Genomic DNA, 24463 nt, shown 5'->3' with positions numbered 1-24463 from the left:
CGGGGCCCGCTGGTGCGTACGTCGCGTACGTCGCGTATGTCGCGTATGTCGCGTATGTCGCGTACGTCGCGTATGTCGCGTATGTCGCGTATGTCGCGTACGTTGCGCACGCAGCCGGATGGCCGCACGGCCACGCCGTCAGGCTGCTACCGGGATCGGCCCGAACAGCGCGTTGCGGGTCTGCGGACTGACCGCGATATCGAGCGCCACCGCGCGCTCCACGCCGATCTGCATCGGCGACCCGAGCCGTCCGAGCTCGATGCCCGTCTTGCGCAGCAGACGCTCGATGGGCGTCGTCGTGACTGTCACGTAACGGGTGATACCCATCCGGTCGGCGAATTTCACGAGCGACTGGATGGCGTGCATCGTCACGTCGCCGAAACCGAACGACGGTTCGTCGCCATCCGATTCGATCGCGAACCGGCTCAGCTCCCAGATATGCCGCCCGACCGGCGCGGCGTTGCCGTGAAGCAACTGCGGGAACGTGTCCTTCAGCATGTTGGGGCCGTCCGTCGGCATCAGCCGCCAGCAGCCGCGCACCACGCCCGCCGGGTTCTGGATCAGCATGTAGTACGGACCGAGCGCGTCGTAACCGTCGATCTCCATGCCCGCGATGGTGGGGATATCCCAGCCGAGGCGGCCCCGGAACACGCGGGCGCGCAGACGGTACATCTCGTTGATCACTGCGTTGTCGAATTCCTGACGCAAACCAATCCGGATCGCTGCTTGCATGACGTTCTCCTTACGCGTGGGTGACCCATTGCGCATCAAAACGTATGCATTTCGGATCGACTCCGCACCTACCTACCTGGATAGGTGTGCACGACTTCGCATATGCGGAAAATCGGTCTAGCGGTACCCAATCAACATAAAGCGGAAGACATCATGGAACTTCAGCACACTCATTCCCAGGCTGGATCGCAGGCGCAATCCCCATCGAAGGCCGATGCCCGGCTCGACACACAGGATGACACCCAACTGCTCAACGCCACGCTGGAAGACGATTCGGCTCCGGTCGATCGGGTCCGCATCATCGCGTACCGCAAGAAGAAAAAAGAAAGCCAGCGTCGCTTCTGGGCCCGTTTCGGCGTCACGCAGTCGCGCGGCAGCCGTTTCGAATCCGGCGCGGAGATTCCCGCTCCGGTGTCCATCCTGCTCGGCCTTTACTTCACGAAAACCATTTCCGACGGCGACCTCGGCCGGGCGGAACGCGTGGTGTATCACCGAGAGACGCGCACGCTCGTCAATTTGGGTCAATGAGCCCCATCTGCGTGGCGATCACGGCCGCCGCGCGGCGAGAGTTCACACCGAACTTGGTGCGAACGTTCTTCATGTGGAAATCCACCGCTGCTTCCGAGCAGCTCAGGATGTGCGAGATTTCCCAGGTCGACTTGCCGCGCGCAGTCCATTGCAGCACTTCGTTTTCACGCGGCGTGAGCCGCGGCATCAGCGAACGCGTGTGTTCGCTCAGGTAGCGCTGGCTCGTGTCGACTACCACGTCGCGCAGCAGCACGAGGTTCGGCAGCACGTCATTGATGTGCTGCCAGAAGGCGCCGCCTGGGTGGCTGTCGTTGACGAAGCACAGCATGCCCGCTTCCTGGTTCGGCCCGTGAATCGGCAGGGTTACCCCCGCGCGCAAACCGTGCGAGCAGGCTTCTTCGTACATCGATTGCTGCGGGTCCGTCGTGAAGATATCCGGCGACCAGATCAGCGGCAGCGAGCGGGTCGCGCAATGCTCGACCGTCGGGGCGATATGCACGAGCCCTTCGGCGTCGTAAGTGCGTCGCCACGACGGCGCGTAGTTGCTGCGAATGTAGGCGCCCTCGAAGCGGAAGCCCGGGCGCGGCAGCATGCCTAGCAGCACCTGGTCGAAGCCCCATCCTTCGGCCAGGCGCGCAATTTCGCCGAACCACGTCGTTTCATCCGTGGCATTGAGCAGCGGCGACATCTGCTCGATGAATTGTAGCGACACGTTGCTTTCTCTCAGGTACGCAGCGACCCCGGCTGCGAGGTTGCCGGCAGATCGTTGCGTCTGCCGATTTCTTGTATGACTCTATAGATGCTGAATCTAACACCATTCGGTGTCTTGCAAACGATATTGCAATAAAGCCGTGCATTTTTTTACGATGGTTTGTCAGATAACAGCGGCTTTCAAACGGCCGACCTGTCCGGCTGTCTGACACTCGAATAATCCTGTGGCGGACTTTTCTGGCATTGCGTGCAGTCTTGAGGTGTTGCGCGTCATCGCGAATAACGTTGCGCCAGCAATGACTTATCGTAAATTTTCCCGTTTTGCTTCTTTAATCCGGATTTTTTACCGGCTGCGGTGCCGTGTTTTAAAGAGATTTAAAGAGCGGTGATAAAGCGTTTTGCCATTGTTTAATTCGATCGTTCAAAAGCTGGACACGACACGGTGTAATCGATTTAAAGCGACGAATAGCCATTCCGTCCACGAGCGAGGCGAAAGCGATATCGGGCGAATTTGACTTCGCAGGTTGTCAAACGAAGCTGCACACGATCGCTCAAAGTTGTTTGACAACATTGGGCGGCGGTGTTAACGTTGCTGGCATTGACCGCTCACCCCGCGAGATGCCATGAACGTTTCCCCGATCCTTGAAAGCGAACTGTCCGCCTCGGTGATGGCTGTACCGCCGCTCGCGCGCAAAGCCGATTACTCGCTCGATGCCGAACAGAACCGCAAGCTGATCCAGCACATCGAAGCGGGCGGGGTGCGCACGCTGCTGTATGGCGGCAACGCGAACCTCTATCACGTCGCCGTCAGCGAGTACCGCGAGCTGCTCGACATGCTGGCCGAGTGCGCCGGCCCGACGACCCGCGTGATTCCGTCCATCGGCCCCGACTACGGCAAGATGCTCGACGAAGCGCGCATCCTCGCGCAGACGAATTACCGCACGGCGATGGTGCTTCCGCTCGCCGGCTTTACGACGTCGGAAGGTGTGGAAGCGGGCCTCACGCGCATCGCCGACATCGCCGGCATGCCGCTCACGCTGTACGTGAAGAGCGAAAACTATGTGGACGTCGACACGCTCGCGCGTCTGGTCGATCGCGGCACGCTGCTTGCGGTGAAGTACGCGATCGTGCGCGACAATCCGAGCGACGACGTCTACCTGCGCCGTCTGCTGCAAAGCGTGAATCCGTCGAAGGTGGTGTCGGGCATGGGCGAGCGTCCCGCGCTCGTGCACGTGCAGGAGTTCGGGCTTGCCGCATGGACGACGGGCTCGGGCTGCATCGCGCCGAACGCGGTGACGGCGCTGCTGGCCGCCGCGCGCGAACGTCGCAACGACGAAGCGAAGCGGCTCTTCGACGCGTTCATGCCGCTCGAAACGCTGCGCGACGACATCTCGCTGATCCGCGTGCTGCACGACGCGGTCACGTTCTCGAAGATCGCGGACATGGGCCCGATCCAGCCGCTCCTGAGTTCGACGCCGCAGGAGCATCATGCGAAGATCGACGCTGCAGTCAAGGATCTGCTCGCGTTCGAACAGTCGCTCGCAAGCTGGAACGCGAAAGCGCCGCCTGCCTGAGGCGCTCATCCGCGCGAAACCATGGCGCGCCGATAGCGGCGCCCATCCCATTCTGAAGCCGTAACGGCCGCGATCGCATCGTGGCCGTTCGGCATTTAACGAGGAGTAGTGGAGATGCAGATTACCGGTGAAATGCTGATCGGCGGATCGGCGGTGCGCGGCACCAAGGGCACGCTGCGCGCGTTCGACCCGGCCCGGAACGCGGAAATCGAACCCGCGTTCGGCGCGGGCGGATCGGCCGAAGTGGAACGTGCGTGCGGGTTCGCCGCCGCCGCGTTCGATCCGTACCGCCTCGCGCCGCTGGAGACGCGCGCGCGCTTCATCGAAGCGATCGCCGACAACATCATGGCGCTCGGCGATGCGCTGATCGAACGCGCGCAGGCCGAGTCCGCGCTGCCGAAGGCGCGCCTCGAAGGTGAGCGTGGACGCACGGTCGGCCAGCTGAAGCTGTTCGCGTCGCTCGCGCGCGAAGGACGCTGGCTCACCGCGACGCTCGATTCGCCGCTGCCGGACCGCAAGCCGCTGCCGCGCTCCGATCTGCGCATGCAGAAGATCGCCGTCGGGCCGGTCGCCGTGTTCGGCGCGAGCAATTTTCCGCTCGCATTTTCGGTGGCGGGTGGCGACACCGCGTCGGCGCTCGCGGCCGGTTGCCCGGTCGTCGTGAAGGCGCACCCGGCGCACCTCGGCACGTCGGAGCTGGTCGGCCGTGCGATCCAGAAAGCGGTGCAGGACGCAGGCCTGCCCGAAGGCGTGTTCTCGCTGCTGATCGGCGCGGGCAACGAGATCGGCGAAGCGCTCGTCGCGCATCCGGCGATCAAGTCGGTGGGCTTTACGGGCTCGCGCCGCGGCGGCCTCGCGCTCGTCGACATCGCGTCGCGCCGTCGCGAACCGATCCCCGTGTTCGCGGAGATGAGCAGCGTCAATCCGTTCTTCGTGCTGCCGGGCGCGCTCGCGAAGCGCGCGGAAAGCATCGCGAACGGCTTCGTCGAATCGGTCACGCTCGGCGTCGGCCAGTTCTGCACGAACCCCGGTCTCGTGCTGGTGCTCGATAGTCCGCAGACGAAAACCTTCATCGATGCCGCTGCGCAGGCGCTCGCGAAGAAGGGCGCGCAGACGATGCTCACGCCGGGCATTGCCGCGGCCTACAAGGACGGCATCGCGCGCCGCGGCGACGTGAATGGCGTGCAGGCGGTCGCGCAAGGCGCACAGACGGATGCGGCCTGCTCCGCGTTGCCGGCGCTGTTTGCCACCAATGCCACGCAGTTCCTCGCGGAAGCCGCGCTGGAAGACGAAATCTTCGGGCCGAGTTCGCTGATCGTCACGTGCGCGGATGTCGGCGAGATGATCAAGGTCACCGAGTATCTCGAAGGCCAGCTCACCGCGACGCTGCAGGTCGAGCCCGAAGATCACGAGCTCGCGCGCCAGTTGCTGCCCACGCTCGAACGCAAGGCCGGCCGCATCCTCGCGAACGGTTTCCCGACGGGCGTCGAAGTGTCGTACGCGATGGTGCATGGCGGACCGTTCCCCGCCACATCCGATCCGCGCGCGACCTCGGTCGGCGCGACGGCGATCGACCGTTTCCTGCGTCCGGTCTGCTATCAGGACCTGCCGGCGGCGCTGCTGCCCGAAGCGGTTCAGGACGATAATCCGCTGAAGCTCTGGCGCCTGCGCGACGGCAAGCTCGCGCAGAGCTGATCGTCGTCACCGGAGCGCGCCGCTTTCATGCGGCGCGCTGTCGTTTGGGGCGCCCGCTCCACGTCGCGCCTCCTCGAAATCCTCGAATCCCGCTCCCATGCCCGAACTCAATCAACGCTATCCCGATCCTGCCATCCGCGTGCTCGATCCGCGCTTCAACGCGCTGCGCCTGCCGGCCGCTTCCGTCGAATGCCTGTATCAGGGCGCGCGCTGGTCCGAAGGTCCGGTGTATTTCGGCGACGCGCGCTGTGTCGTCTGGAGCGACATCCCGAACAACCGGATGCTGCGCTGGGACGAAGCGACCGGCAACGTGACGCCGTTTCGCCAGCCGTCGAACAACGGCAACGGCAATACGCGCGACCGCGCTGGCCGGCTCGTCACCTGCGAACACCTGACGCGCCGCGTCACGCGTACCGAGTACGACGGTTCGATCACCGTGCTCGCGGACCGCTACCAGGGCAAGCGGCTCAATTCGCCGAACGACGTCGTCGTGAAGTCCGACGGCTCGATCTGGTTCACCGATCCGACCTTCGGGATCGACAGCTTCTACGAAGGCGAGAAGCAGGACTCGGAGGTGAAGCCGGCGGTCTATCGCATCGATGGCGACACCGGCGAGATCACGGTCGTCGCGGACGATATCCTCGGCCCGAACGGGCTCGCGTTTTCGCCGGACGAATCGCTGCTGTACATCGTCGAATCGCGCGCGACTCCGCGCAAGATCCGCGTGTTCGACGTGTCGCCCGACGGGCGGACGATCCGCAACAGCCGCGTGCTGATCGACGCGGGTCCGGGCACGCCGGACGGCTTTCGCGTCGACATCCACGGCAACCTGTGGTGCGGCTGGGGCATGGGCACCGACGAACTCGACGGCGTGCGCATCTTCACGCCGCAAGGCGAGGCCATCGGTCACATCGCGCTGCCGGAGCGCTGCGCGAACGTGTGCTTCGGCGGGCCGCATCGCAACCGGCTCTTCATGGCGGCGAGCCACGGCCTGTACGCGGTGTACGTGAATACCCAGGGTGTCGCGGGCGGCTAAGCGGGTCGAGGGGCTGGACAAGTTGCTAAACAAGTAAAGGGAAACCTGAGTATTGTTACCCTCGAATGCACGTACAGCACTTTGGTAAATCGCTGTATACGAAGCACTTTCCAGTTAAAAAACGCCGCAGCCCGTCCGTTCGAGGGCTGGACAATTTGCTTGACATCATCGCGCGCCGTTCGCTATGTTCCCGTAAGAGACACGGGTACCGTCGGCGCTCCGCATTGCGCAACGCGACCGGCGGGCTTCCATACCAAGAAGCGAGGAGATGCGATGAACCTGAATGGCAAGTGGTCGTTCGGCAGAATGTCCGTCAAGCTGGCGGCCGTCTGCGTGGCAGTGGGCACGCTCGGTATCACGGCGGCCCGCGCGGCGGGGCCGGTTACGCTCAATATCGTCGACGTAGCCGGCGACCTGCAGCTCACGCAGAAGGGCTTCGAAGCGTTCAAGGCGAAGTACCCGAACCTCGTCTCCAACATCACGTACACCAACGCGCCGGCGCCGCAGCTGCCGGGCAAGATCAAGGCGATGCAGGCGGCCGGCCGCTCCGACATCGACCTCGTGCTGACCGGCACCGACGCGCTCGCCGCCGGCATCGAACAGAACCTGTGGATCAAGCTGCTGCCCGACCAGGCCGCGACGTTCCCCGGCGTGCTCGACAAGTACGCGCCCGGTCCGCGCAAGATGCAGGATCTCGCCGAAGGGTTCGGGCTCGAAGTCGCCTACATGCCGGCCGGTCCGCTGCTCGAATACAACCCCGCGAAAGTCACCGATCCGCCGAAGACCCCCGACCAGCTGCTGCAATGGTGCAAGGCGCATCCGAACAAGCTGATCTACGCGCGTCCCGCCAACTCGGGCCCGGGCCGCACGTTTCTGATGGGCCTGCCGTACGTGCTCGGCGATAAAGATCCGCGCGACCCGATTCACGGCTGGGACAAGACGTGGGCATTCCTCAAGCAGCTCAACGACTGCGTTCCGTACTACCCGGGCGGCACGTCGGCGGTGATGAAGGAACTCGGCGAAGGCACGCGCGACATGACCGTCACCGTGACGGGCTGGGACATCAATCCGCGCGCGCTCGGCATCGTGCCCGCGGAGTTCAAGGTGCAGGCGTTCGACAACATGACGTGGGTCAACGACGCGCACTACATGGTGATCCCGAAGGGCGTGCCGAAAGAAAAGCTCGACGTGCTGTACAAGCTGATGAACTTCATGCTCGAGCCCGCGCAGCAGGCGTTGACCTATGACGACGGCTACTTCTATCCGGGCCCCGCGATCAAGGGCGTCAGCATCGAGCAGGCGCCGCAGCACAGCCAGGACGTGCTGAAGAAGTTCGGCCGCCCCGAGTACGACAAGCTGCTCGCGGACCATCCGCACGTGCAGCCGCTTTCCGCGGCCGCGATGGTGGCCGCGTTCCAGAAGTGGGACCGCGATATCGGTGCGGCAAAATCGCAATGAGCGCGCAGTGAGCGTGCACACGATGATTGTCCAGTGAAGTTCACGGCAGTGGCGCGCGGGTTGTCGCGCGCTGCTGCCAGGGTCAGGAATTCGCCATGAAGCATCAATTCGAGCAGTTGCGTCTCGAGTCGGTCAGCCGCAGTTTCACCAACGCGGAAGGCCATGCCGTTGCAGCCTTGCAGGGACTCGACCTGAACATCCGGCGCGGCGAGTTCATCGCGCTGCTCGGGCCATCGGGCTGCGGCAAGTCGACCGCGCTCAACTGCATCGCTGGTTTGCAGCCGCTGTCGGGCGGCGGAATCTGGCTCGACGAACAACGCATCGACATCCTGCCGCCGGAAAAGCGCGGCTTCGGGATGGTGTTCCAGAACTACGCGCTGTTCCCGCACATGTCCGTGCTCGACAACGTCGGCTTCGGCCTCAAGATGCGCGGCGTCGCGAAGCGCGACGCGCAACGCCGCGCGCGCGAAGCGTTGCAGCTCGTGCAGCTGGTCGGGCACGAACGCAAGCTGCCGGGGCAACTATCGGGCGGGCAGCAGCAGCGCGTCGCGATCGCGCGCGCGATCGTGATCGAGCCGCCGCTCGTGCTGATGGACGAGCCGCTGTCGAATCTCGATACGAAGCTGCGCATCGAGATGCGCGCGGAAATCCGCCGCATCCATACGCAGCTCAATCGCGCAACCATCTACGTGACGCACGATCAGGACGAAGCGCTGTCGATGGCGGACCGTATCGTCGTGATGAAGGAGGGTGTCGTGCAGCAGGTCGCGACGCCGCGTGAAGTGTACGGCAGGCCTAAGAATCTGCATGTTGCGCGCTTCATGGGTTATCGCAACGTCGTGCCCGCTCAGCTCGATGGCGCGCAGGGCGAATTCGTGAAGCTCGGCGCGGCCGGTGTCGCGCTGACTGGTACCGCGATGGCGAGCTTCGACGCAAAGGACGTGGCCGTCGCGCTGCGCCCCGAAGATTTCGAGCGCGCTGCGCCGGGCGCGACGAATGCGTTCGACGCGCAGGTCACCGCGGTCGAATACGGTGGCCGCGATTCGCTGATTCGCGCGAAGGCGCCGTTCGGCGAACTGTGGGCGCGTCTGCCCGGTGAATTCAGCGAGGGCGAGCGCGTGACGCTGAGCGTGCCGCCTGCGCGCACGCTCGTCTATCCGGCCGAACGTAGCGAGCACATCGAGCACATCGAGCGTAACGGAGCCGCAGCATGAGCACCGCCGCTTCCGCGGCGCTCACGCCGGCCGCGCCGCGCGACCCGAAGGCCTGGCTCGTCGCGCCCGCGCTTATCTTCATCGTCGCGCTGTTCCTGTATCCGTTCGCGTATGGCCTGATGCTGTCGTTCAAGCCGATGAACGGCGGCAGTGTGTGGGCCAACTACGTGACGTTCTTCACCGATCTGTCGATGTGGCCGACGGTGCTCGTCACGCTGAAGCTCGCGCTGCCCGCGACGATCATCAACGTCGGCGTATCGGTGCCGGTCGCGTTCGCGCTGCGGCGCAATTCGCCGTACCAGAAGTTCGTCACCACGCTGCTGGTGATTCCGGTGACGCTCGGCACCGTGCTGATCGCCGACGGCATGCTCACGTACTTCGGGCCGAACGGCTGGTTCCCGCAGGTGCTGCACGGTCTGCATCTGTACAGCGATGAAGTGCGGCTCACGCATAACTACTGGGGCGTGCTGCTGTCGCTGATCGTGTCGGGTTTTCCGTTCGCGTTCCTGCTGACGCTGTCGTACGTGACCGGCATCGACCCGACGCTCGCGAACGCGGCGGCGACGCTCGGCGCGAGCCCATGGCAGCAGTTTCGCCAGATCTATCTGCCGCTGCTGATGCCCGGACTCACGATGGCCGCGTGTCTTTCGTTCGTGCAGGCTTTCTCGGTGTTTCCGTCGGCGGTGCTGCTCGGCGCGCCCGCGGGGCCGACGCGCGTGATCTCGATCGCGGCCGCCGAAGCGGCGTTCGAAAGCTACGACTACTCGCTCGCTTCCGCCGTTGCGATGGTGATGGGCTTTGTGCAGTTGCTGGTGGTGGCCGCGATGCTCGGTGCGCGCCGCTTCTTCTATCGCGGTCCGGTGACGGGAGGGAAAGGGTGATGACGACCGATCGCCACGCCGCGCATCCGTGGTCCGGCGCCACGCCGCAGACGCGCTCGACGACCGGCGGCGAGCCACCCGGCGATCCGTCGGGCGACCCGCCGCGCGATCCACATCAAGGCCGAGGCAACGATGCCGACGGCGCGCGCAACCCGCGTCCAGCGCCGCGCGCGAAGCAGCGCAGGAGCCTGCCCGACCGCGCATGGAAGGTGCTCGTCTGGGGCACGATGATCTTCTTCCTCGCGAACGTCGTGCTGCTGATCGCGACCGTCGCGATGAACTCGGTCGCGACTCGCTGGTTCGGCACGCCGCTGCCGCAGGGCTTCACGCTGCACTGGTATGGCCAGGCATGGGACGACTTCCAGCTCGCGAGCGTGCTGTGGGTGACCGTCGAAGTGGTGGGCGCGGTCGTGCTGCTGTCGGTGGCGCTTGGCGTGCCGGCCGCGTATGCGCTCGCGCGCGTGCAGTTCCGCGGCAAGCGCCTCGCGATGCTCGTGTTCCTGCTGCCGCTGATGGTGCCGCCCGTCACCTACGGCATTCCGATGGCGACCGTGATGTATCGCGTCGGGCTCGCCGGCACGCTGTCGGGCGTGATCCTTGCGAATCTGGTTCCGGCGCTGCCGTTCGTGATTCTCGTGATGACGCCGTTCATCGAGCAGATCGATCCGAACCTCGAATCCGCCGCGCGCATTTTCGGCGCGAACACGTTCCGTTACTTTCGCTACGTGCTGCTGCCGCTGCTCGTGCCGGGCATGCTCGCGGCCGGCCTGCTCGTGCTGGTGCGCACGATCGGCATGTTCGAGCTGACGTTCTTTACGGCGGGGCCCTCGACGCAGACGCTCGTCGTCGCGTTGTACTACGCTGTGTTTTCGACGGGCGTGCGCGCGCCGCAATCGATCGATGCGATGGCGATGATCTACATGGCCATCACGCTGATCTGGGTGCTGATCGCGCTGCAGTTCGTGAGCCCGACGCAGATCGTTTCGCGCGTAAAGGAGCAGCCGCGCTGAGCGTTGAACCCATAACGTATCGACGGAGTTCGTGTGAGCAAGAGAAAGACCCCTGAGGAACTGCGCAGTCATCGCTGGTATGGCGTGAACGATCTGCGCTCGTTCGGCCATCGTTCGCGCACCGCGCAGATGGGTTACAGCCGCGAGGAATATGCGGGCAAGCCGGTGATTGCGATCCTCAACACGTGGAGCGAGATGAACCCGTGCCACACGCACTTCAAGCAGCGTGTGGAAGAAGTGAAACGCGGCATCTGGCAGGCGGGCGGTTTTCCGATCGAGCTGCCGGTGCAGACGCTGTCCGAACCGTTCCAGAAACCGACCACGATGCTCTATCGCAACTTCCTCGCGATGGAAGCGGAAGAGACGCTGCGTTCGTATCCGGCGGATGGCGTGGTTCTGATGGGCGGTTGCGACAAGACCACGCCGGCGTTGCTGATGGGCGCGGTGTCGATGAACCTGCCGACCATCTTCCTGCCCGCGGGCCCGATGCTGCGCGGCAACTGGAACGGCGCGACGCTCGGCTCCGGCTCGGACACGTGGAAGTACTGGGCCGACCTGCGCGCCGGCAAGATCACCGAGCAGGACTGGAAGGGCGTGGAAGGCGGCATCGCGCGTTCGCCGGGTCACTGCATGACGATGGGCACGGCATCGACGATGACGAGCGCCGCTGAAGCGCTTGGCTTCACGCTGCCCGGCTTCGCGTCGATCCCGGCGCCGGATTCGCGGCATGCGCAGATTTCGGCGAAAACCGGCATGCGGATCGTCGACATGGTGTGGGAAGACCTGAAGCCATCGGACATCCTCACCGCGCATTCCGTCGACAACGCGGTGACGACCTGCCTCGCGTTGTCGGGCTCGACCAACGCGATCGTGCACATGATCGCGCTCGCGCGCCGCGCGGGCATCGATCTGACGCTCGACCGCTACGACGCGCTGTCGCGCCGCACGCCGGTGCTCGCGAACATCCGCCCGACGGGCGCGTGGCTGATGGAAGACTTCTATTACGCGGGCGGCCTCACGGCGATGCTGAAGGAACTCGGCGACCTGATCGACGGCACGCAGAAGACGGTGAATGGCCGCACGCTCGGCGAGAACATCGCCGACGCGCAGATCTTCAACGACGATGTGATCCGTCGCCGCGACAACCCGCTGATGCCGGACAACGGCCTCGCGGTGCTGCGCGGCAACATCGCGCCGGACGGCGCGGTGATCAAGCCGGGCGCCGCGGAGTCGCAGCTGCTCGTGCACAAGGGGCGCGCGGTGGTGTTCAAGGACTACAACGACATGGCGGCGCGTATCGATAGCGACGATCTCGATGTCGACGCGAACAGCGTGATCGTGCTGCAGCATGCGGGTCCGGTCGGCGCGCCCGGCATGCCCGAGTGGGGCCAGTTGCCGATTCCGCAGAAGCTGCTGAAGCAGGGCGTGCGCGACATGCTCCGCATTTCCGATGCGCGGATGAGCGGCACGAGCTACGGCGCGTGCGTGCTGCACGTTGCGCCCGAATCGTTTGTCGGTGGTCCGTTCGCGCTCGTGCAGGACGGCGACATGATCGAGCTCGACGTGCCGCAGCGCAAGCTCAACGTGCTCGTCAGCGACGACGAACTCGCGCGCCGCAAGGCCGCGTGGGTCGAACCGCCGCCGCGCTTCGAGCGCGGCTATGGCGCGATGCATCAGGTGCACGTGATGCAGGCGAACACCGGCTGCGACTTCGACTTCCTGCAGCGCGACGGAGCGAAGAAATCATCGGTTGCCGCAACGACGAAGAGCGGCGGCGAACCGGAAATTCACTGAACTGACGGTATGAAATAAGGCGGCGCGGCAGCGGTCATTTCCGCTGCCGCGCCGCTTTTCGTTTGCTTGCCGTTTACCCGCCGTTTACCGTTCTTTACGACCCGACGCGATACACGCGTCCGGTCTGCGCGCCTTCCACGCTCTTCACGTACGCCAGCGCCGCGCGTTTTGCGCTCACCGGTTCGAAGCCGCGGAAGAAATCGCCGTAAGCGCCCATCGATTCCTCGAGCACCGTCGGGCTCACGAGGTTGATGCGGATGCCGCGCGGCAGTTCGATCGCGGCGCCGCGCACGAAGCCTTCGAGCGCGAGGTTGACGGTCGTTGCGTTGACGCCGAGCCGGATCGGTTCGTCGGCGATGATGCCGCTCGTCAGCGTGAACGAGCCGCCGTCATTGAGGTAATGCTGCGCGGCGAGCACGACATTGATCTGGCCCATCAGCTTGTCGCGCAGGCCGGTCCAGAACTGTTCCGCGGTCATTTCCGCGAGCGAACCGAAGTGCAGCTTGCCCGTCGTCGTCACCACCGCGTCCACCTTGCCGATCTCGGCGAACAGCTTCGCGACGCTCTTCGGATCTGTACTGTCCACCTGATGGCGGCCGCGCGTGGCGCCCACCTCGATCACCTCATGGCGCTCCTTGAGCAGCCCCGTCACCGCGCTGCCGAGTGTGCCCGTCGCGCCGATCACTACGACCTTGTTCATCTGCATGCTCCTCATTGGTATGTACCGCTGGTATGTACGATACGTGCTGCGATTGTCATCGCGTGCGGTTAACTGAAACAGTCATCGCTGGGTACAGGTCTCGCAACCCGTGGTTTCGAATTCGGCGAGCGCGGCGTCGGGTTGCCGATGCGGCCGCTAAACGCCAGCGCTCGCTGCGCTAAACAGTGTGGCCATCGCGGCGGCGGCGCGATGCGCACGCGGTGAGCCGTCGCTTCGCGTGCGGATGCAGCGCTTCGTTCTGTACGCTTCGCCACTGTCCCCGGTTCGCCGCGAGCGGCGCGCGAAACAGCAAGAGCCATTCCGGGGCCGACGCTTCAAGGCTTTGCGGGCGGTCGATCGGCGGCCGCGATGGAGCTTGCGTTTTTTTGCTTTTTTTCCGTGGAACCCGGGTTTTCTCCAGAGTATGATCTTAGTCCGACGGGCCGGCACGCATGAATATAAACGGTCCGGCGAGTGGTTCGATAAGAGCCGCGACGCATCCAGAGGAGACCGCGCCGCTGGTTCGATCCAACATCGGAAGCAGTCAGGGGCGGATGATTTCATGCACTTCGATGCTGCATTCACACATCGCGGCTACTTGCTGAATTGCGCACCGGCGCGTTCAGGCGATGGGCTGTACCAACCTTATGTCGTGATCTCGCGGTCGAGCGATGGCGAACTCGTCGCGAACCGTTTCTTCCCGGCCGAACTCCGCTTTGCCGACGAAAGCGCCGCGATCGCGCATGCGCGCGACTGGGCCGTGCGCTGGATCGACGCGAGCAGCGTCACCATCTGAACCTGCGTTTTATCCGCACGCGCGTCGCCGTCCGGGCCGCCTCGCACGGTCGGTTGTAAAACAGGTTAATCTTGAGCTCACCCCATCTAATGACCAGCGGCGGCGCTACGGCGCCGCTGCCGTGCTGACCATGTCAAACGTGCCTTCCCATCACTGGGGTCTCGAACAGATCGTGCAAGCGCTGCGCACGTCGCGCGAAGAGCTGCATCGCACGCGGCATCCGCTCGGCATTCGCGAGCTGCCGTCGCGTCAGGCGATCGTGACGATCGTCGGCGGTCTGCGCGCCGCGCTGTTTCCGACGCATTACGGCGCGCCGGACTTGACCGACGAAAGCGTCGACTACTTCGTCGGCCAGACGCTCGAGAGTACGCTGCGGCTGCTCGCCGAACAGATCCGCCGCGCGCTGCGCTTCCTGCCTGAACATGGGCAGACACCGGACGACGATTTGAGCAAGCGCGCGTTCGACGTCGCCCGCGAATTCGGGCATCAGCTGCCCGCCATTCGCGCGCTGCTCGTCAGCGACATTCAGGCGGCTTACGTCGGCGACCCGGCCGCGCAGCACATCACCGAAATCCTGCTGTGCTATCCGGGCATCTGGGCGATGACGCATCACCGGCTCGCGCATGCGCTGCATCGCCTCGGCGTGCCGCTCCTCGCGCGCTTCATCAACGAGATCGCGCACTCGGCAACCGGCATCGACATTCACCCGGGCGCGCAGATCGGTCCGAGCTTCTTCATCGATCACGGCACGGGCGTCGTGATCGGCGAGACCGCGATCATCGGCGAACGCGTGCGCGTCTATCAGGCGGTGACGCTCGGCGCGAAGAGCTTCGCGGCCGAAGGCGACGGCACGCTCGTGAAGGGCAATGCGCGCCACCCGATCGTGGAAGACGACGTGGTGATCTATGCGGGCGCGACGATCCTCGGCCGCGTGACCATCGGCAAGGGCTCGGTGATCGGCGGCAATGTTTGGCTCACGCACAGCGTGCCGCCGGGCAGCAGCGTGTCGCAGGGCAAGGTGCGCGAAGGCGAGCGCATCGTCCACAACGGCGCCGCGCGCGGCCGCGAGGATCGGCCGTGAGTGTGAGCACGCGCGCACCGTCTTCGTCGGGCAGGCTGCCGGCGAAACGGCATGAGCGCGTGCTGATGCCGCGCTGCGCGCTCGATGGCGCGTTCGCCACCATCGCCGAAACCACGCATGCATTCGCGCGTCATTCGCACGACCAGTTCGGCATCGGCGTGATGCTGCGCGGCGGGCAACGTTCCGCGAGCGGACGCGGCCCCGTCGAAGCGCGCGCGAGCGACGTGATTACCGTCAACCCCGGCGAAGTGCACGACGGCAGCCCGCTCGACGAGCGCGGCCGCGGCTGGCGCATGCTCTATTTCGCGCCGCAGGTGCTGCGCGATGCAGCGCGTGAATATGCGGATGCGCCGGATAGCATCGTCGAGCTGACGCAGCCGGTCGCGCACGATCCGTTGCTGAAGCATCGGTTCGAGCAGCTGTTCGCGCTCGCGGTCGACGATGCATCGCATGCGGACAGGCTCGCGTGCGAAGAGGCGTTCGTCGTGTTCATGGCGCACGTGAGCGAACATCACCTGAGCCTGCGGCGTGCGCGCGCGATGCCGGCGTCGATCGCGCGAACGAAGGCGCGCATCGACGACGATCCCGCTGCGCCGCTCTCGCTCGCGGAACTGGCCGCGGAAGCAGGGCTCAGCCGCTTTCAGCTGCTGCGCAGCTTCGCGCGCGAAACCGGCTTGCCGCCGCATGCGTACCGTATGCAGCGGCGCGTGACGCTCGCGCGCCACCTGATCGCGCAAGGCAGTGCGCTGGCCGACGTGGCCGCGAGTGTCGGCTTCGCGGACCAGAGCCATATGACGCGCGCATTCGTGCAGTCGTTCGGGCTCACGCCGTCGCGGTATGCGGCGGCGGTGCGACGCTAGCGAACTGCGTAGCGCAACGGTGTAGCGCAACCGCGCGCGCTGCAATTTCATTCAAGACTCACGCGCACCGCGACCTCAAGCTGCGTCCTCATCGCACGATGAAAGGACCCGGCATGAACTCACGTCTTCAAGGTTATCTGCTCTGCGCGCTCGCGATGGTGGGCGTGGGCAGCACGGTCGTCGTGAGCAAGCCCATCGCGGCGGGTCTGCCGCCGTTCAGCGCAACCGCACTGCGCTTCGCGATCGCGTTCCCGCTGTTCGTCGCGGTCCTGCGGTGGCGCCGCGTGCGCTGGCCGCGCGTCGGCTGGCGCGATGCGGGGCTGCTCGTCGCGCAGGCGGGGGCGGGTAGCGTCGGCTATACGGTGTGTCTGATCAGCGGCATGAAGCTCGCGTCGGCGGCCGATGCGGGCGTGATCGCGGGTACGCTGCCGGCCGTCGCGGCCTTGGTGTCGATGTTGCTGCTGGGCGAGCGCCCGCGCATCGCGACGCTGGCCGCGATCGCGCTGGCGACGGCGGGCGTGCTGACCTGCACCGGCGTGTTCGAGCCGTTCGCACGTGCGACTACATCGAGCCACGGCGGAGTCGCGCTGTCCGGCAATCTGCTGGTGTTCGCCGCGGTGGTGTGCGAAGCGCTCTTCATCCTGCTGAACCGCAAGCTGAGCGTGCCGATTGCGCCGCTGCCGCTATCTGCGCTGATGTCCGGCATCGGCCTCGTCGTGGCGACCGTCGCTGCGCTGGCTTTCGAGCATCCGTTCGACGCGGCGTACGATTCGCGCACATCGGGCGCGGCGTTGCTGGGCGTCGCGTACTACGCGCTGCTGCCGACCGTTGGCGGCTTTGTGGCCTGGTATGCAGGCGCCGCGCGGCTATCCGGCACGGAGGCGGGGCTGATGACGGCGCTCGTGCCGGTCGCGTCGATCGCGCTCGCGGTGGTGTTGCTGCATGAACCGCTGACGCGCATGCAGCTGGCCGGAGCGGCATGCGTGCTCGCCGCGGTGTGGCTCGCGACGCGCGGCACATGCAGCGTACGTCGTCAGCGGGCGCTGCCGGAACCCGACGAACGCTGCAACGAGACGGTTTGATACGGATGCCTGACGATCTGCCGGATCACATTCAAACGTTGCCGACGTTGCTCGCCGACGGATGCCCGACGATCGACAGAAACTCGCGCCGCGTCGACGGGTCGTCGCGAAACGAGCCGAGCATCCGCGACGTGACCATCGCGACGCCGGCCTTGTGCACGCCGCGCGTCGACATGCATTGATGCGACGCTTCGAGAATCACGCCGACGCCTCTCGGTTGCAGCACCTCGTTCAGCGTATCGGCGATCTGTACCGTCATCTTCTCCTGGATCTGCAGGCGCTTCGCGAACGCATCGACGAGCCGCGCGAGCTTCGAAATGCCGACCACCCGATGCTCTGGCAGATACGCAACGTGCGCGCGGCCGATGATCGGCACCATGTGATGCTCGCAATAGCTCTCGAAGCGGATGTCCTTCAGCACGATCATCTCGTCGTAGCCGTCCACTTCCGAAAAGGTGCGCGCGAGAATGTCGCGGGGATTCGTTTCGTAGCCCGCAAAAAACTCTTCGTACGAGCGCACGACGCGCGCAGGGGTATCGAGCAGACCTTCGCGCGTGGGATCGTCGCCGGCCCAGCGCAGCAGGACGCGTACTGCCGCTTCCGCTTCTTCGCGGGTAGGACGGACGGGTGTGGCCGGCGCCGCAGCGCGCTTGCCTTTCTTGACGTTGTTGGACATCCCTCGCTCCTCATCGGTCGCGTGTTTGGCAAACGGCCATTGTTCCATGATTCGCGCGCGGGTGCCTGACGCGGTCAGGCGCCACGACGCCCGCGCGCGCTATTTCGGCCACTCGTCGAGCGCGTCGTTGAACAGTTCGCTGACCACGCCGCGCAGCCAGACCGTGCGCGGATCGTTGTGATACTTGCGATGCCAGTGCTGCCGCAGGTCGAAGCGCGGCAGTTCGAGCGGCGGTTCGACGAGCGTGATCGATGCGTGTTCGGCGACGTACGCGAAGCCGATCGCGTGCGGCACCGTCGCGATCAGATCGGTGCGCGCGAGAATGAACGGCAGGCTCATGAAGTGCGGCGTTTCCAGCACCGCGCGGCGGTGGATGCGGCGCTTCTCCAGATACTGTTCGAGCACTTCCTGGCTGCGGCCTTCCGCGCGCACCACAGCATGACCGCACGCGAGGAACTGGTCGAGCGTCAGCGGCGCGCCCGCAAGCGGATGATCGCTGCGCATCATGCAGATGAAGCGATGCGAAAACAGACGCTGCTGGAAGAAGTTGTTGCCGCCAAGGTCCGGGAAATAGCCGACTGCCAGATCGACATCGCCGGATTCGAGACCGCGCTCCACCATCGACGGCGGCACCGACACCGAACGCAGACTGGCGAGCGGCGCGCGCGTCGCGAAGAGTTGCAGCAGGCGCGGCAGGAACACGATCTCGCCGACGTCGGATAGCGCGATCGAGAACGTGCGCGTGGTGGTGGCGGGATCGAACTCCTGCGCTTCGAGCATCCCTTTCTCGATGCACAGCAGCGCCTCGCGTGCAGCCGGAATCAGCGCGAGCGCGCGCGGCGTCGGCTCCATGCCGCGCGACGTGCGCACGAACAGCGGATCGTCGAAATACTCGCGCAGACGCCCAAGCGCCGTGCTGACGCGTGGCTGGCTCACGCCCAGTCGTTCGGCCGCGCGGCTCACGTTGCGCGCTTCGTCCAGCGCGACGAGGTATGGAATCAGGTTGAGGTCGAGGTCCTGCATCGCGGCCGGGCGGTCCATTCGAGGTGTCGGACGATTATCGCTGAAGACGATACAGGCTACCGGTGAAATCACGCTGACGCATATTGGGGAAAGCGCGTCGTCCGCGCGCCTGGTCTTCCGTGCGTGCAACGCCTACCTTGACAAGCGAGGCGGACGCTGCCGATAATGCGCCATGCGTTCGCTAAACGAATCAACGTTCACATAGCGAACAAATTGGCGGGTGGCAATCGATACGGCAGCACGTCGACGTCATCCAACCGGCAGCTCAGGCGCAACGCCCGCAGCCGGCAAGAGTCGGAGACGGTCCGCGGACGCGGACATTCCAGAGGATCCCAGATGATCAACAAGATTTTCGAATCGCTGCAGGCCGCGGTCGCGGACGTGCGGGACGGCGCGACCGTGATGATCGGAGGCTTCGGCACGGCCGGCATGCCGTCCGAACTGATCGACGCGCTCATCGAGCAGGGCGCGCGCGACCTGACCATCGTCAACAACAACGCGGGCAACGGCGACATCGGCCTCGCGGCGCTGCTGAAGACCAAGCGGGTGCGCAAGATCATCTGCTCGTTCCCGCGCCAGACCGATTCGTATGTGTTCGACGGCCTGTTCCGCGCCGGCGAAATCGAGCTCGAACTCGTGCCGCAGGGCAATCTCGCCGAGCGTATCCGCGCGGCGGGCGCTGGCATCGGCGGCTTCTTCACGCCGACGAGCTACGGCACGAAGCTCGCCGAAGGCAAGGAAACGCGTTTGATCGACGGCCGGCACTACGTGCTCGAGTCGCCGCTGCACGCGGATTTCGCGCTGATCAAGGCGTATAAGGGCGACCGCTGGGGCAACCTCGTGTATCGCAAGACGGCGCGCAACTTCGGGCCGATCATGGCGAGCGCCGCGAAGACGGCGATCGCGCAGGTGTCGCAGGTGGTGCCGCTCGGCGCACTCGATCCGGAAGCGATCGTGACGCCCGGCATTTTCGTGCAGCGCGTGATCGAAGTGCCGCAGGCGGCGCATCACGACGCGACCAGCGTGCCGCAGCAGGCCGCGTGACCGACCCGAGGACACCGACATGAAACGACTCTCCCGCGATGAAATGGCGAAGCGCGTCGCCAGCGACATTCCCGAAGGCGCGTACGTGAACCTCGGCATCGGCGTGCCGACGCTCGTGGCGAACCACCTCGACGCCAGCAAGGAAATCTTCCTGCACAGCGAAAACGGCGTGCTGGGCATGGGCCCGGCACCCGCGAAGGGCGAGGAAGACGACGAACTGATCAATGCCGGCAAGCAGCACGTGACGCTGCTGACGGGCGGCTCGTACTTCCACCACGCCGACTCGTTCGCGATGATGCGCGGCGGTCATCTGGACTTCTGCGTGCTCGGCGCGTTCCAGGTGTCGGCGCAGGGCGATCTCGCGAACTGGCACACCGGTGCGCCCGACGCGATTCCGGCGGTGGGCGGCGCGATGGACCTCGCGATCGGCGCGAAGCAGGTCTACGTGATGATGGAGCACCTGACGAAGCAGGGCGAAAGCAAGATCGTCTCCGCATGCTCGTATCCGGTGACCGGCGTGAACTGCGTGAACCGCATCTACACGGACCTCGCGGTGATCGACGTGACGCCGGAAGGTCTCGCGGTGCGCGAGATCTGCACGGACATCGGCTTCGACGAACTGGTGAAGCTGACCGGCGTGCCGCTCATCGACGCAACGCGGAAGGCCGCAGCCTGAGTGCGCTGCGCGTTTCAATGCGTCGCTCGTGTCGCTGAGCACGCTGTGCGTGTCGTCGCACCCGAACGATTCGCGCGACAATGACGCACGCTGATGCACCTGACCGCCGCCACCGCGGCGGTCATCCGTCCGTCCTTCCCTGATCCTCGAAGACCATGCTCGAAGCCAGTGCCCGCCTGACCGCGCTTATCTGCGGCACGCAGCCGATGAACGATATCTGGTCGCCCCGCGCGACGCTGCAGCGGATGCTCGATGTCGAGGCGGCGCTCGCGCGTGCGTCGGCGGCGCATCGGGTGATTCCGCAGAGCGCCGTCGCCGCGATCGAAATGGCGTGCGTAGCGGACCGGCTCGATGCCGATGCGCTGACGCGCGACGCCGCGCTCGGCGGCAATCTTGCGATTCCGCTCGTCAAGCAGCTGACCGCGCGCGTGAAGGACCTCGACGCGGAAGCGGCCAAGTTCGTCCACTGGGGCGCGACGAGCCAGGACATCATCGATACCGCGACGGTCCTGCAACTGCGCGATACCTTCGCGCTGCTCGATACGCAGCTCGCGAATGTTTGCGATGCCGTCGCCGCGCTCGCGCGCGCACATCGCACGACGCCCGCGATCGGCCGCACGTGGCTGCAGCAGGCGCTGCCGATCACGCTCGGCCTCAAGTTCGCGCAATGGCTCGATGCGCTGCTGCGTCATCGCGAGCGGCTCGACGCGCTGCGCGAGCGGGTGCTCGTGCTGCAGTTCGGCGGCGCGGCCGGTACGCTCGCCAGCCTGCGCGATGCGGCGCCTGCCGTTACCCAGGCGCTCGCGAAAGAACTCTCGCTCGCGGTGCCGGCGTTGCCGTGGCATACGCAGCGCGACCGCATCGCGGACTGCGCATCGTACTTCGGCATCCTGATCGGTACGCTCGGCAAGATTGCCCGCGACATCTCGCTGCAGATGCAGACCGAGATCGGCGAAGTGGCCGAGCCGGCCGCGGCGGGCAAGGGCGGCTCGTCGACGATGCCGCACAAGCGCAATCCGGTTGGCTGCGCGGCGGTGCTGACGGCGGCGGCGCGCGCGCCGGGGCTCGTGGCGACGGTGATCGGCGGAATGGTGCAGGAGCACGAGCGCGCGCTCGGCGGCTGGCAGGCCGAATGGGACGCGCTGCCCGACCTCGCGCGCCTGGCCGGTGGCGCGCTCGCTCACATCGGACAGATCGCGTCGGGGCTCGAAGTGAACGAAGCGCGGCTCGCCGCGAATCTCGACGTCACGCATGGCCTGATTCTCGGCGAGGCCGTGATGCTCGCGCTCGGCGACCGGATCGGCCGGCTGGATGCGCATCATCTCGTCGAGCAGGCTTCAAAGGAAGCCGTGAAGAGCGGGCTTTCGCTCTTCGACGTGCTGAGCGCGAACGCGGCCGTCACGCAGCATCTTCCCGCCGACGAATTGCGGCGCCTGCTCGATCCCGCGCACTACGTGGGCTCGGCGCATGCGTTCGTCGATGCGGTGCTCGCGTTGCACGACGCGCGTTCGCGCTCGCAGTCGTAGCGTGTTTCGCCATTTCGCAGCTGGCTTCGCTCATGAGCGGCCGGCTCAACCTTCGGACATAGCAGGAGCCAGCAACATGCCATTCGCAGCAGTCAACGGCACGGAGATCCACTACCGCATCGACGGTGCGCAGCACAGCAACGCGCCGTGGCTCGTGCTGTCGAATTCGCTCGGCAGCGATCTGTCGATGTGGACGCCGCAGGTCGAGGCGTTTTCCGGGCACTTCCGCGTGCTGCGCTACGACACGCGCGGCCATGGTCACTCCGCGGTGCCGGCAGGTCCCTATACGGTCGAGGGCTGGACCGGCGATGTGATCGGCCTGCTCGATCTGCTGCAGATCGAGCGCGCGCATTTCTGCGGCGTATCGATGGGCGGGCTCACCGGCATCGGGCTCGCGGCGCGCTATCCGAAACGTATCGATCGGGTCGTGCTGTGCAACACCGCCGCCAAGATCGGCTCGCCCGAAGTGTGGGTGCCGCGCGCCGCGCGAGCGCGCAACGAAGGCATGCTCGCGCTCGCCGACGCCGTGCTGCCTCGCTGGTTCACGCCGGCCTGCTTCGAACGCGAGCCGCTGATGATGGCGGTGATCCGCGATGTGTTCGTGCATACCGACAACGAAGGCTATGCGCTCAACTGCGAAGGCCTGAACGCAGCCGATCTGCGCGCGGAAACGGCCAGTATCGCGGCGCCGTCGCTGGTGATTTCGGGCACGCACGATCTCGCCGCCACGCCCGCGCAGGGCCAGGAACTCGCGGCATCCATTCGCGGCGCGCGCTACGTCGAGCTCGACGCCTCGCACATTTCCAACATCGAGCAGCGCGAGGTGTTCACCTCGACCGTGCTCGAGTTCCTGACGGAGTCGCGATGACTGACGACGAACGCTACGAAGCAGGGATGAAGGTACGGCGCGCGGTGCTGGGCGATGCGCACGTCGACCGGTCGCTCGAGAACCGCACCGAGCATACCGAGGAGTTCCAGAACTTCATCTCGCGCTATGCATGGGGCGAGATCTGGACGCGCGACGGTCTGCCGCGACATACGCGCAGTCTGCTGACGATCGCGATGATGGTTGCGCTGAACCGCGGCGAAGAACTCGCGCTGCATCTTCGCGCGGCGCGCAACAACGGCGTGACGCGCGAAGAGATCAAGGAAGTGCTGCTGCAGACCGCGATCTACTGTGGGGTGCCTGCCGCGAACTCGGCGTTCCATCTCGCCGACAAGATTTTCCGCGAGCAGGACGCGGAGTAAACCGCGAGCGCCGGACGGCGATGCTCGGCGTGGCGCGATCCGTCATTCTTCGCTGTCGTGCTCGGCCACGAAACGTTTGAGGCTCGCGAGCAGCGCGGCCTCGCCTGCGCGATGATCGGCGCAGCTCTTCGAGCCGGCGTCTTTCTCGTCGCCGAACAAGGTCGGCGGCGCATCGTAGACGCACACCTCCTGACCTTCGCGCAGCACGCGAATTTCGTGTCCTTCCTGGAAATACTCCGCTACCCAGTGGAGTCCTTCGATATGGGTGCCCGCCCGGACCGTCGCTTTCATGGTTCGTCTCCTTGGGACAATCGACGCCGGCCGCTGCGTCGGCCGCGCTTCAGTTACCACAATAGTCCCCGCGCGCAGGCCGCGCACCCGTCCCGCTGACGCGAATCCACCGCGTTTCGCGGCCTTTCCGTGCGATTTGCTTCAACGACCCACCGATTCATGCCGTTTTCTGCGGCCGCGGTATGCGAACGCTGTCCTGCTGTTGCGTTATCGCCAGGCGGCCTGTGCGGGGTATGGCCATTGCTCGCCGGACGCATGCATCAATCCATTTCTCAACCGACAATAGAGCACTCGAGGAGGCTGTGATGCCCGACCGGAAGACCACCGAAAAAGCGCACGCGGCGAAGCGTGCGGGCAAGTCGCCGGGCACGCAGGCCGGCGCATTCGTGCAGGACGAGATCGAGCGCGTGCGGCACGGCGAACACGGCGTGAGGAACGCGAAGCAGGCGGTGGCGATCGGCCTGTCGAAGGCGCGCCGCGCCGGCGTCGACCTGAAACCGCCGAAGCCCGGCACGACGAGCGCCGCGACGCGCAGGAAGGCCGCACAGGACAGCGCCGCCGGTCACGGCGAGCGCAAGCGCGCGAGCAGCACGGAAACGAAGGCGAAGCGTTCGCGCACGACGGAAGCCGTGCTGAAGCGCGAGAGCAAGGCGGGCGCATCGAAGCCGGCGCTCGCGAAGCAGGCGAAGAGCGCGGCGGCGAAGCGTCCAGCCGCGAGCCGCTCGGCCGCTGCGAAGAAGGGTGCGGCGACAAAGGGCGCAGCCGCCCGATCGGCGGCCGCAAAAAAAGCGGCCCAGACCCGGGCCGCTCGCGCGCATCGCTGAATT

General features: G+C 65.7%; 25 protein-coding genes. 19 read left to right on the top strand and 6 right to left on the bottom strand.

Annotated features, from left to right (window positions below; all coding sequences use genetic code 11):
* Positions 1 to 138 precede the first annotated feature (138 nt).
* Complete coding sequence (locus DVS29_RS27200; protein ID WP_118183627.1) at positions 139 to 732, bottom strand: acyl-homoserine-lactone synthase; 594 nt, start codon at positions 730 to 732, stop codon at positions 139 to 141.
* Positions 733 to 885: 153 nt separating this feature from the next.
* Here DVS29_RS27200 and DVS29_RS27195 point away from each other — a divergent pair, with 153 nt between their 5' ends.
* A complete protein-coding gene (locus tag DVS29_RS27195; RefSeq protein WP_240655812.1) occupies positions 886 to 1260 on the top strand; it encodes a helix-turn-helix domain-containing protein in 375 nt (124 codons plus the stop codon).
* Here DVS29_RS27195 and DVS29_RS27190 read toward each other — a convergent pair.
* Positions 1244 to 1948 carry a helix-turn-helix transcriptional regulator gene (locus DVS29_RS27190; protein WP_118183626.1) on the bottom strand — a complete coding sequence of 235 codons (705 nt, stop codon included), beginning with the start codon at positions 1946 to 1948 and terminating at the stop codon, positions 1244 to 1246. The two genes, DVS29_RS27195 and DVS29_RS27190, sit on opposite strands and share 17 nt — an antisense overlap.
* A gap of 646 nt (positions 1949 to 2594) precedes the next feature.
* Between DVS29_RS27190 and DVS29_RS27185 the strand changes: the two genes are divergently transcribed.
* The 8 genes from DVS29_RS27185 (at position 2595) to araD (ending at position 12633) form a co-directional block, all read left to right on the top strand.
* Positions 2595 to 3545: a dihydrodipicolinate synthase family protein gene (locus DVS29_RS27185; RefSeq protein WP_118183625.1), complete on the top strand. Its 951-nt coding sequence runs from the start codon at positions 2595 to 2597 to the stop codon at positions 3543 to 3545.
* A 114-nt stretch (positions 3546 to 3659) separates the two neighbouring features.
* Positions 3660 to 5240 (top strand): aldehyde dehydrogenase (NADP(+)), encoded by a 1581-nt coding sequence (locus DVS29_RS27180; RefSeq protein ID WP_118183624.1) that lies wholly within the window; start codon positions 3660 to 3662, stop codon positions 5238 to 5240.
* Positions 5241 to 5337: 97 nt separating this feature from the next.
* A complete protein-coding gene (locus tag DVS29_RS27175) occupies positions 5338 to 6276 on the top strand; it encodes an SMP-30/gluconolactonase/LRE family protein (RefSeq protein WP_118183623.1) in 939 nt (312 codons plus the stop codon).
* 306 nt (positions 6277 to 6582) lie between these two features.
* Positions 6583 to 7734 (top strand): extracellular solute-binding protein, encoded by a 1152-nt coding sequence (locus DVS29_RS27170; protein WP_420816169.1) that lies wholly within the window; start codon positions 6583 to 6585, stop codon positions 7732 to 7734.
* A 95-nt stretch (positions 7735 to 7829) separates the two neighbouring features.
* On the top strand, positions 7830 to 8948 hold the full coding sequence (locus DVS29_RS27165) for an ABC transporter ATP-binding protein (RefSeq protein ID WP_118183621.1): 1119 nt from the start codon (positions 7830 to 7832) through the stop codon (positions 8946 to 8948).
* Positions 8945 to 9829: an ABC transporter permease gene (locus DVS29_RS27160; protein WP_118183620.1), complete on the top strand. Its 885-nt coding sequence runs from the start codon at positions 8945 to 8947 to the stop codon at positions 9827 to 9829. The genes DVS29_RS27165 and DVS29_RS27160 overlap by 4 nt, the downstream gene beginning before the upstream one ends.
* Complete coding sequence (locus DVS29_RS27155; protein WP_118183619.1) at positions 9829 to 10839, top strand: ABC transporter permease; 1011 nt, start codon at positions 9829 to 9831, stop codon at positions 10837 to 10839. Before DVS29_RS27160 ends, DVS29_RS27155 begins: the two co-directional genes overlap by 1 nt.
* A gap of 33 nt (positions 10840 to 10872) precedes the next feature.
* On the top strand, positions 10873 to 12633 hold the full coding sequence (araD, locus tag DVS29_RS27150) for an L-arabinonate dehydratase (protein ID WP_118183618.1): 1761 nt from the start codon (positions 10873 to 10875) through the stop codon (positions 12631 to 12633).
* A 94-nt stretch (positions 12634 to 12727) separates the two neighbouring features.
* Here the strand turns inward: araD and DVS29_RS27145 are convergent, their stop codons facing one another.
* Entirely contained in the window at positions 12728 to 13333 is a 606-nt protein-coding gene (locus tag DVS29_RS27145; protein ID WP_118183652.1) for a short chain dehydrogenase, read from the bottom strand.
* Positions 13334 to 13895: 562 nt separating this feature from the next.
* Between DVS29_RS27145 and DVS29_RS27140 the strand changes: the two genes are divergently transcribed.
* From DVS29_RS27140 to DVS29_RS27125, 4 genes are all read left to right on the top strand, one after another.
* Positions 13896 to 14129, top strand: coding sequence for a hypothetical protein (locus DVS29_RS27140; RefSeq protein ID WP_118183617.1), 234 nt, complete (start codon positions 13896 to 13898; stop codon positions 14127 to 14129).
* A gap of 130 nt (positions 14130 to 14259) precedes the next feature.
* Entirely contained in the window at positions 14260 to 15210 is a 951-nt protein-coding gene (gene epsC, locus DVS29_RS27135; protein WP_118183651.1) for a serine O-acetyltransferase EpsC, read from the top strand.
* A 65-nt stretch (positions 15211 to 15275) separates the two neighbouring features.
* Positions 15276 to 16070 (top strand): AraC family transcriptional regulator, encoded by a 795-nt coding sequence (locus DVS29_RS27130; protein ID WP_118183650.1) that lies wholly within the window; start codon positions 15276 to 15278, stop codon positions 16068 to 16070.
* A gap of 113 nt (positions 16071 to 16183) precedes the next feature.
* A complete protein-coding gene (locus tag DVS29_RS27125; RefSeq protein WP_118183616.1) occupies positions 16184 to 17152 on the top strand; it encodes a DMT family transporter in 969 nt (322 codons plus the stop codon).
* 31 nt (positions 17153 to 17183) lie between these two features.
* On the opposite strand, the gene folE is transcribed toward DVS29_RS27125, so the two are convergent.
* Both folE and DVS29_RS27115 read right to left on the bottom strand, forming a co-directional pair.
* Entirely contained in the window at positions 17184 to 17828 is a 645-nt protein-coding gene (gene folE, locus DVS29_RS27120) for a GTP cyclohydrolase I FolE (protein WP_118183615.1), read from the bottom strand.
* Between the two features lie 99 nt (positions 17829 to 17927).
* Positions 17928 to 18851 (bottom strand): LysR family transcriptional regulator, encoded by a 924-nt coding sequence (locus DVS29_RS27115; RefSeq protein WP_118183649.1) that lies wholly within the window; start codon positions 18849 to 18851, stop codon positions 17928 to 17930.
* Between the two features lie 336 nt (positions 18852 to 19187).
* Here DVS29_RS27115 and DVS29_RS27110 point away from each other — a divergent pair, with 336 nt between their 5' ends.
* The 5 genes from DVS29_RS27110 (at position 19188) to pcaC (ending at position 23345) form a co-directional block, all read left to right on the top strand.
* Positions 19188 to 19895: a 3-oxoacid CoA-transferase subunit A gene (locus DVS29_RS27110; RefSeq protein ID WP_118183614.1), complete on the top strand. Its 708-nt coding sequence runs from the start codon at positions 19188 to 19190 to the stop codon at positions 19893 to 19895.
* 19 nt (positions 19896 to 19914) lie between these two features.
* Positions 19915 to 20571, top strand: a complete 657-nt coding sequence (locus DVS29_RS27105; RefSeq protein WP_118183613.1) for a 3-oxoacid CoA-transferase subunit B — start codon at positions 19915 to 19917, stop codon at positions 20569 to 20571.
* Positions 20572 to 20726: 155 nt separating this feature from the next.
* Entirely contained in the window at positions 20727 to 22097 is a 1371-nt protein-coding gene (locus tag DVS29_RS27100; protein ID WP_118183612.1) for a 3-carboxy-cis,cis-muconate cycloisomerase, read from the top strand.
* Between the two features lie 76 nt (positions 22098 to 22173).
* Positions 22174 to 22965 (top strand): 3-oxoadipate enol-lactonase, encoded by a 792-nt coding sequence (gene pcaD, locus DVS29_RS27095; RefSeq protein WP_118183611.1) that lies wholly within the window; start codon positions 22174 to 22176, stop codon positions 22963 to 22965.
* Positions 22962 to 23345: a 4-carboxymuconolactone decarboxylase gene (gene pcaC / locus DVS29_RS27090; protein ID WP_118183610.1), complete on the top strand. Its 384-nt coding sequence runs from the start codon at positions 22962 to 22964 to the stop codon at positions 23343 to 23345. Before pcaD ends, pcaC begins: the two co-directional genes overlap by 4 nt.
* Positions 23346 to 23387: 42 nt before the next feature.
* On the opposite strand, the gene DVS29_RS27085 is transcribed toward pcaC, so the two are convergent.
* Complete coding sequence (locus tag DVS29_RS27085; RefSeq protein ID WP_118183609.1) at positions 23388 to 23636, bottom strand: hypothetical protein; 249 nt, start codon at positions 23634 to 23636, stop codon at positions 23388 to 23390.
* Between the two features lie 305 nt (positions 23637 to 23941).
* Between DVS29_RS27085 and DVS29_RS27080 the strand changes: the two genes are divergently transcribed.
* Positions 23942 to 24460, top strand: coding sequence for a DNA-binding protein (locus DVS29_RS27080; RefSeq protein WP_118183608.1), 519 nt, complete (start codon positions 23942 to 23944; stop codon positions 24458 to 24460).
* Positions 24461 to 24463 lie beyond the last annotated feature (3 nt).

Source organism: Paraburkholderia phosphatilytica (assembly GCF_003443895.1).
In the GTDB taxonomy this organism is placed as follows: Bacteria; Pseudomonadota; Gammaproteobacteria; order Burkholderiales; family Burkholderiaceae; genus Paraburkholderia; species Paraburkholderia phosphatilytica.
The sequence above is the reverse complement of the archived record's forward strand: the minus strand, read 5'-3'. Positions and strand labels throughout refer to the sequence as shown.

Excerpts from the sequence above, each read along its gene's own strand:
- DVS29_RS27200 (WP_118183627.1), bottom strand. The coding sequence starts at position 732 with ATGCAAGCAGCGATCCGGATTGGTTTGCGTCAGGAATTCGACAACGCA.
- DVS29_RS27195 (WP_240655812.1), top strand. The coding sequence starts at position 886 with ATGGAACTTCAGCACACTCATTCCCAGGCTGGATCGCAGGCGCAATCC.
- DVS29_RS27190 (WP_118183626.1), bottom strand. The coding sequence starts at position 1,948 with ATGTCGCCGCTGCTCAATGCCACGGATGAAACGACGTGGTTCGGCGAA.
- DVS29_RS27185 (WP_118183625.1), top strand. The coding sequence starts at position 2,595 with ATGAACGTTTCCCCGATCCTTGAAAGCGAACTGTCCGCCTCGGTGATG.
- DVS29_RS27180 (WP_118183624.1), top strand. The coding sequence starts at position 3,660 with ATGCAGATTACCGGTGAAATGCTGATCGGCGGATCGGCGGTGCGCGGC.
- DVS29_RS27175 (WP_118183623.1), top strand. The coding sequence starts at position 5,338 with ATGCCCGAACTCAATCAACGCTATCCCGATCCTGCCATCCGCGTGCTC.
- DVS29_RS27170 (WP_420816169.1), top strand. The coding sequence starts at position 6,583 with ATGTCCGTCAAGCTGGCGGCCGTCTGCGTGGCAGTGGGCACGCTCGGT.
- DVS29_RS27165 (WP_118183621.1), top strand. The coding sequence starts at position 7,830 with ATGAAGCATCAATTCGAGCAGTTGCGTCTCGAGTCGGTCAGCCGCAGT.
- DVS29_RS27160 (WP_118183620.1), top strand. The coding sequence starts at position 8,945 with ATGAGCACCGCCGCTTCCGCGGCGCTCACGCCGGCCGCGCCGCGCGAC.
- DVS29_RS27155 (WP_118183619.1), top strand. The coding sequence starts at position 9,829 with ATGACGACCGATCGCCACGCCGCGCATCCGTGGTCCGGCGCCACGCCG.
- DVS29_RS27145 (WP_118183652.1), bottom strand. The coding sequence starts at position 13,333 with ATGAACAAGGTCGTAGTGATCGGCGCGACGGGCACACTCGGCAGCGCG.
- DVS29_RS27140 (WP_118183617.1), top strand. The coding sequence starts at position 13,896 with ATGCACTTCGATGCTGCATTCACACATCGCGGCTACTTGCTGAATTGC.
- epsC (WP_118183651.1), top strand. The coding sequence starts at position 14,260 with ATGTCAAACGTGCCTTCCCATCACTGGGGTCTCGAACAGATCGTGCAA.
- DVS29_RS27130 (WP_118183650.1), top strand. The coding sequence starts at position 15,276 with ATGCCGCGCTGCGCGCTCGATGGCGCGTTCGCCACCATCGCCGAAACC.
- DVS29_RS27125 (WP_118183616.1), top strand. The coding sequence starts at position 16,184 with ATGAACTCACGTCTTCAAGGTTATCTGCTCTGCGCGCTCGCGATGGTG.
- folE (WP_118183615.1), bottom strand. The coding sequence starts at position 17,828 with ATGTCCAACAACGTCAAGAAAGGCAAGCGCGCTGCGGCGCCGGCCACA.
- DVS29_RS27115 (WP_118183649.1), bottom strand. The coding sequence starts at position 18,851 with ATGCAGGACCTCGACCTCAACCTGATTCCATACCTCGTCGCGCTGGAC.
- DVS29_RS27110 (WP_118183614.1), top strand. The coding sequence starts at position 19,188 with ATGATCAACAAGATTTTCGAATCGCTGCAGGCCGCGGTCGCGGACGTG.
- DVS29_RS27105 (WP_118183613.1), top strand. The coding sequence starts at position 19,915 with ATGAAACGACTCTCCCGCGATGAAATGGCGAAGCGCGTCGCCAGCGAC.
- DVS29_RS27100 (WP_118183612.1), top strand. The coding sequence starts at position 20,727 with ATGCTCGAAGCCAGTGCCCGCCTGACCGCGCTTATCTGCGGCACGCAG.
- pcaD (WP_118183611.1), top strand. The coding sequence starts at position 22,174 with ATGCCATTCGCAGCAGTCAACGGCACGGAGATCCACTACCGCATCGAC.
- pcaC (WP_118183610.1), top strand. The coding sequence starts at position 22,962 with ATGACTGACGACGAACGCTACGAAGCAGGGATGAAGGTACGGCGCGCG.
- DVS29_RS27085 (WP_118183609.1), bottom strand. The coding sequence starts at position 23,636 with ATGAAAGCGACGGTCCGGGCGGGCACCCATATCGAAGGACTCCACTGG.
- DVS29_RS27080 (WP_118183608.1), top strand. The coding sequence starts at position 23,942 with ATGCCCGACCGGAAGACCACCGAAAAAGCGCACGCGGCGAAGCGTGCG.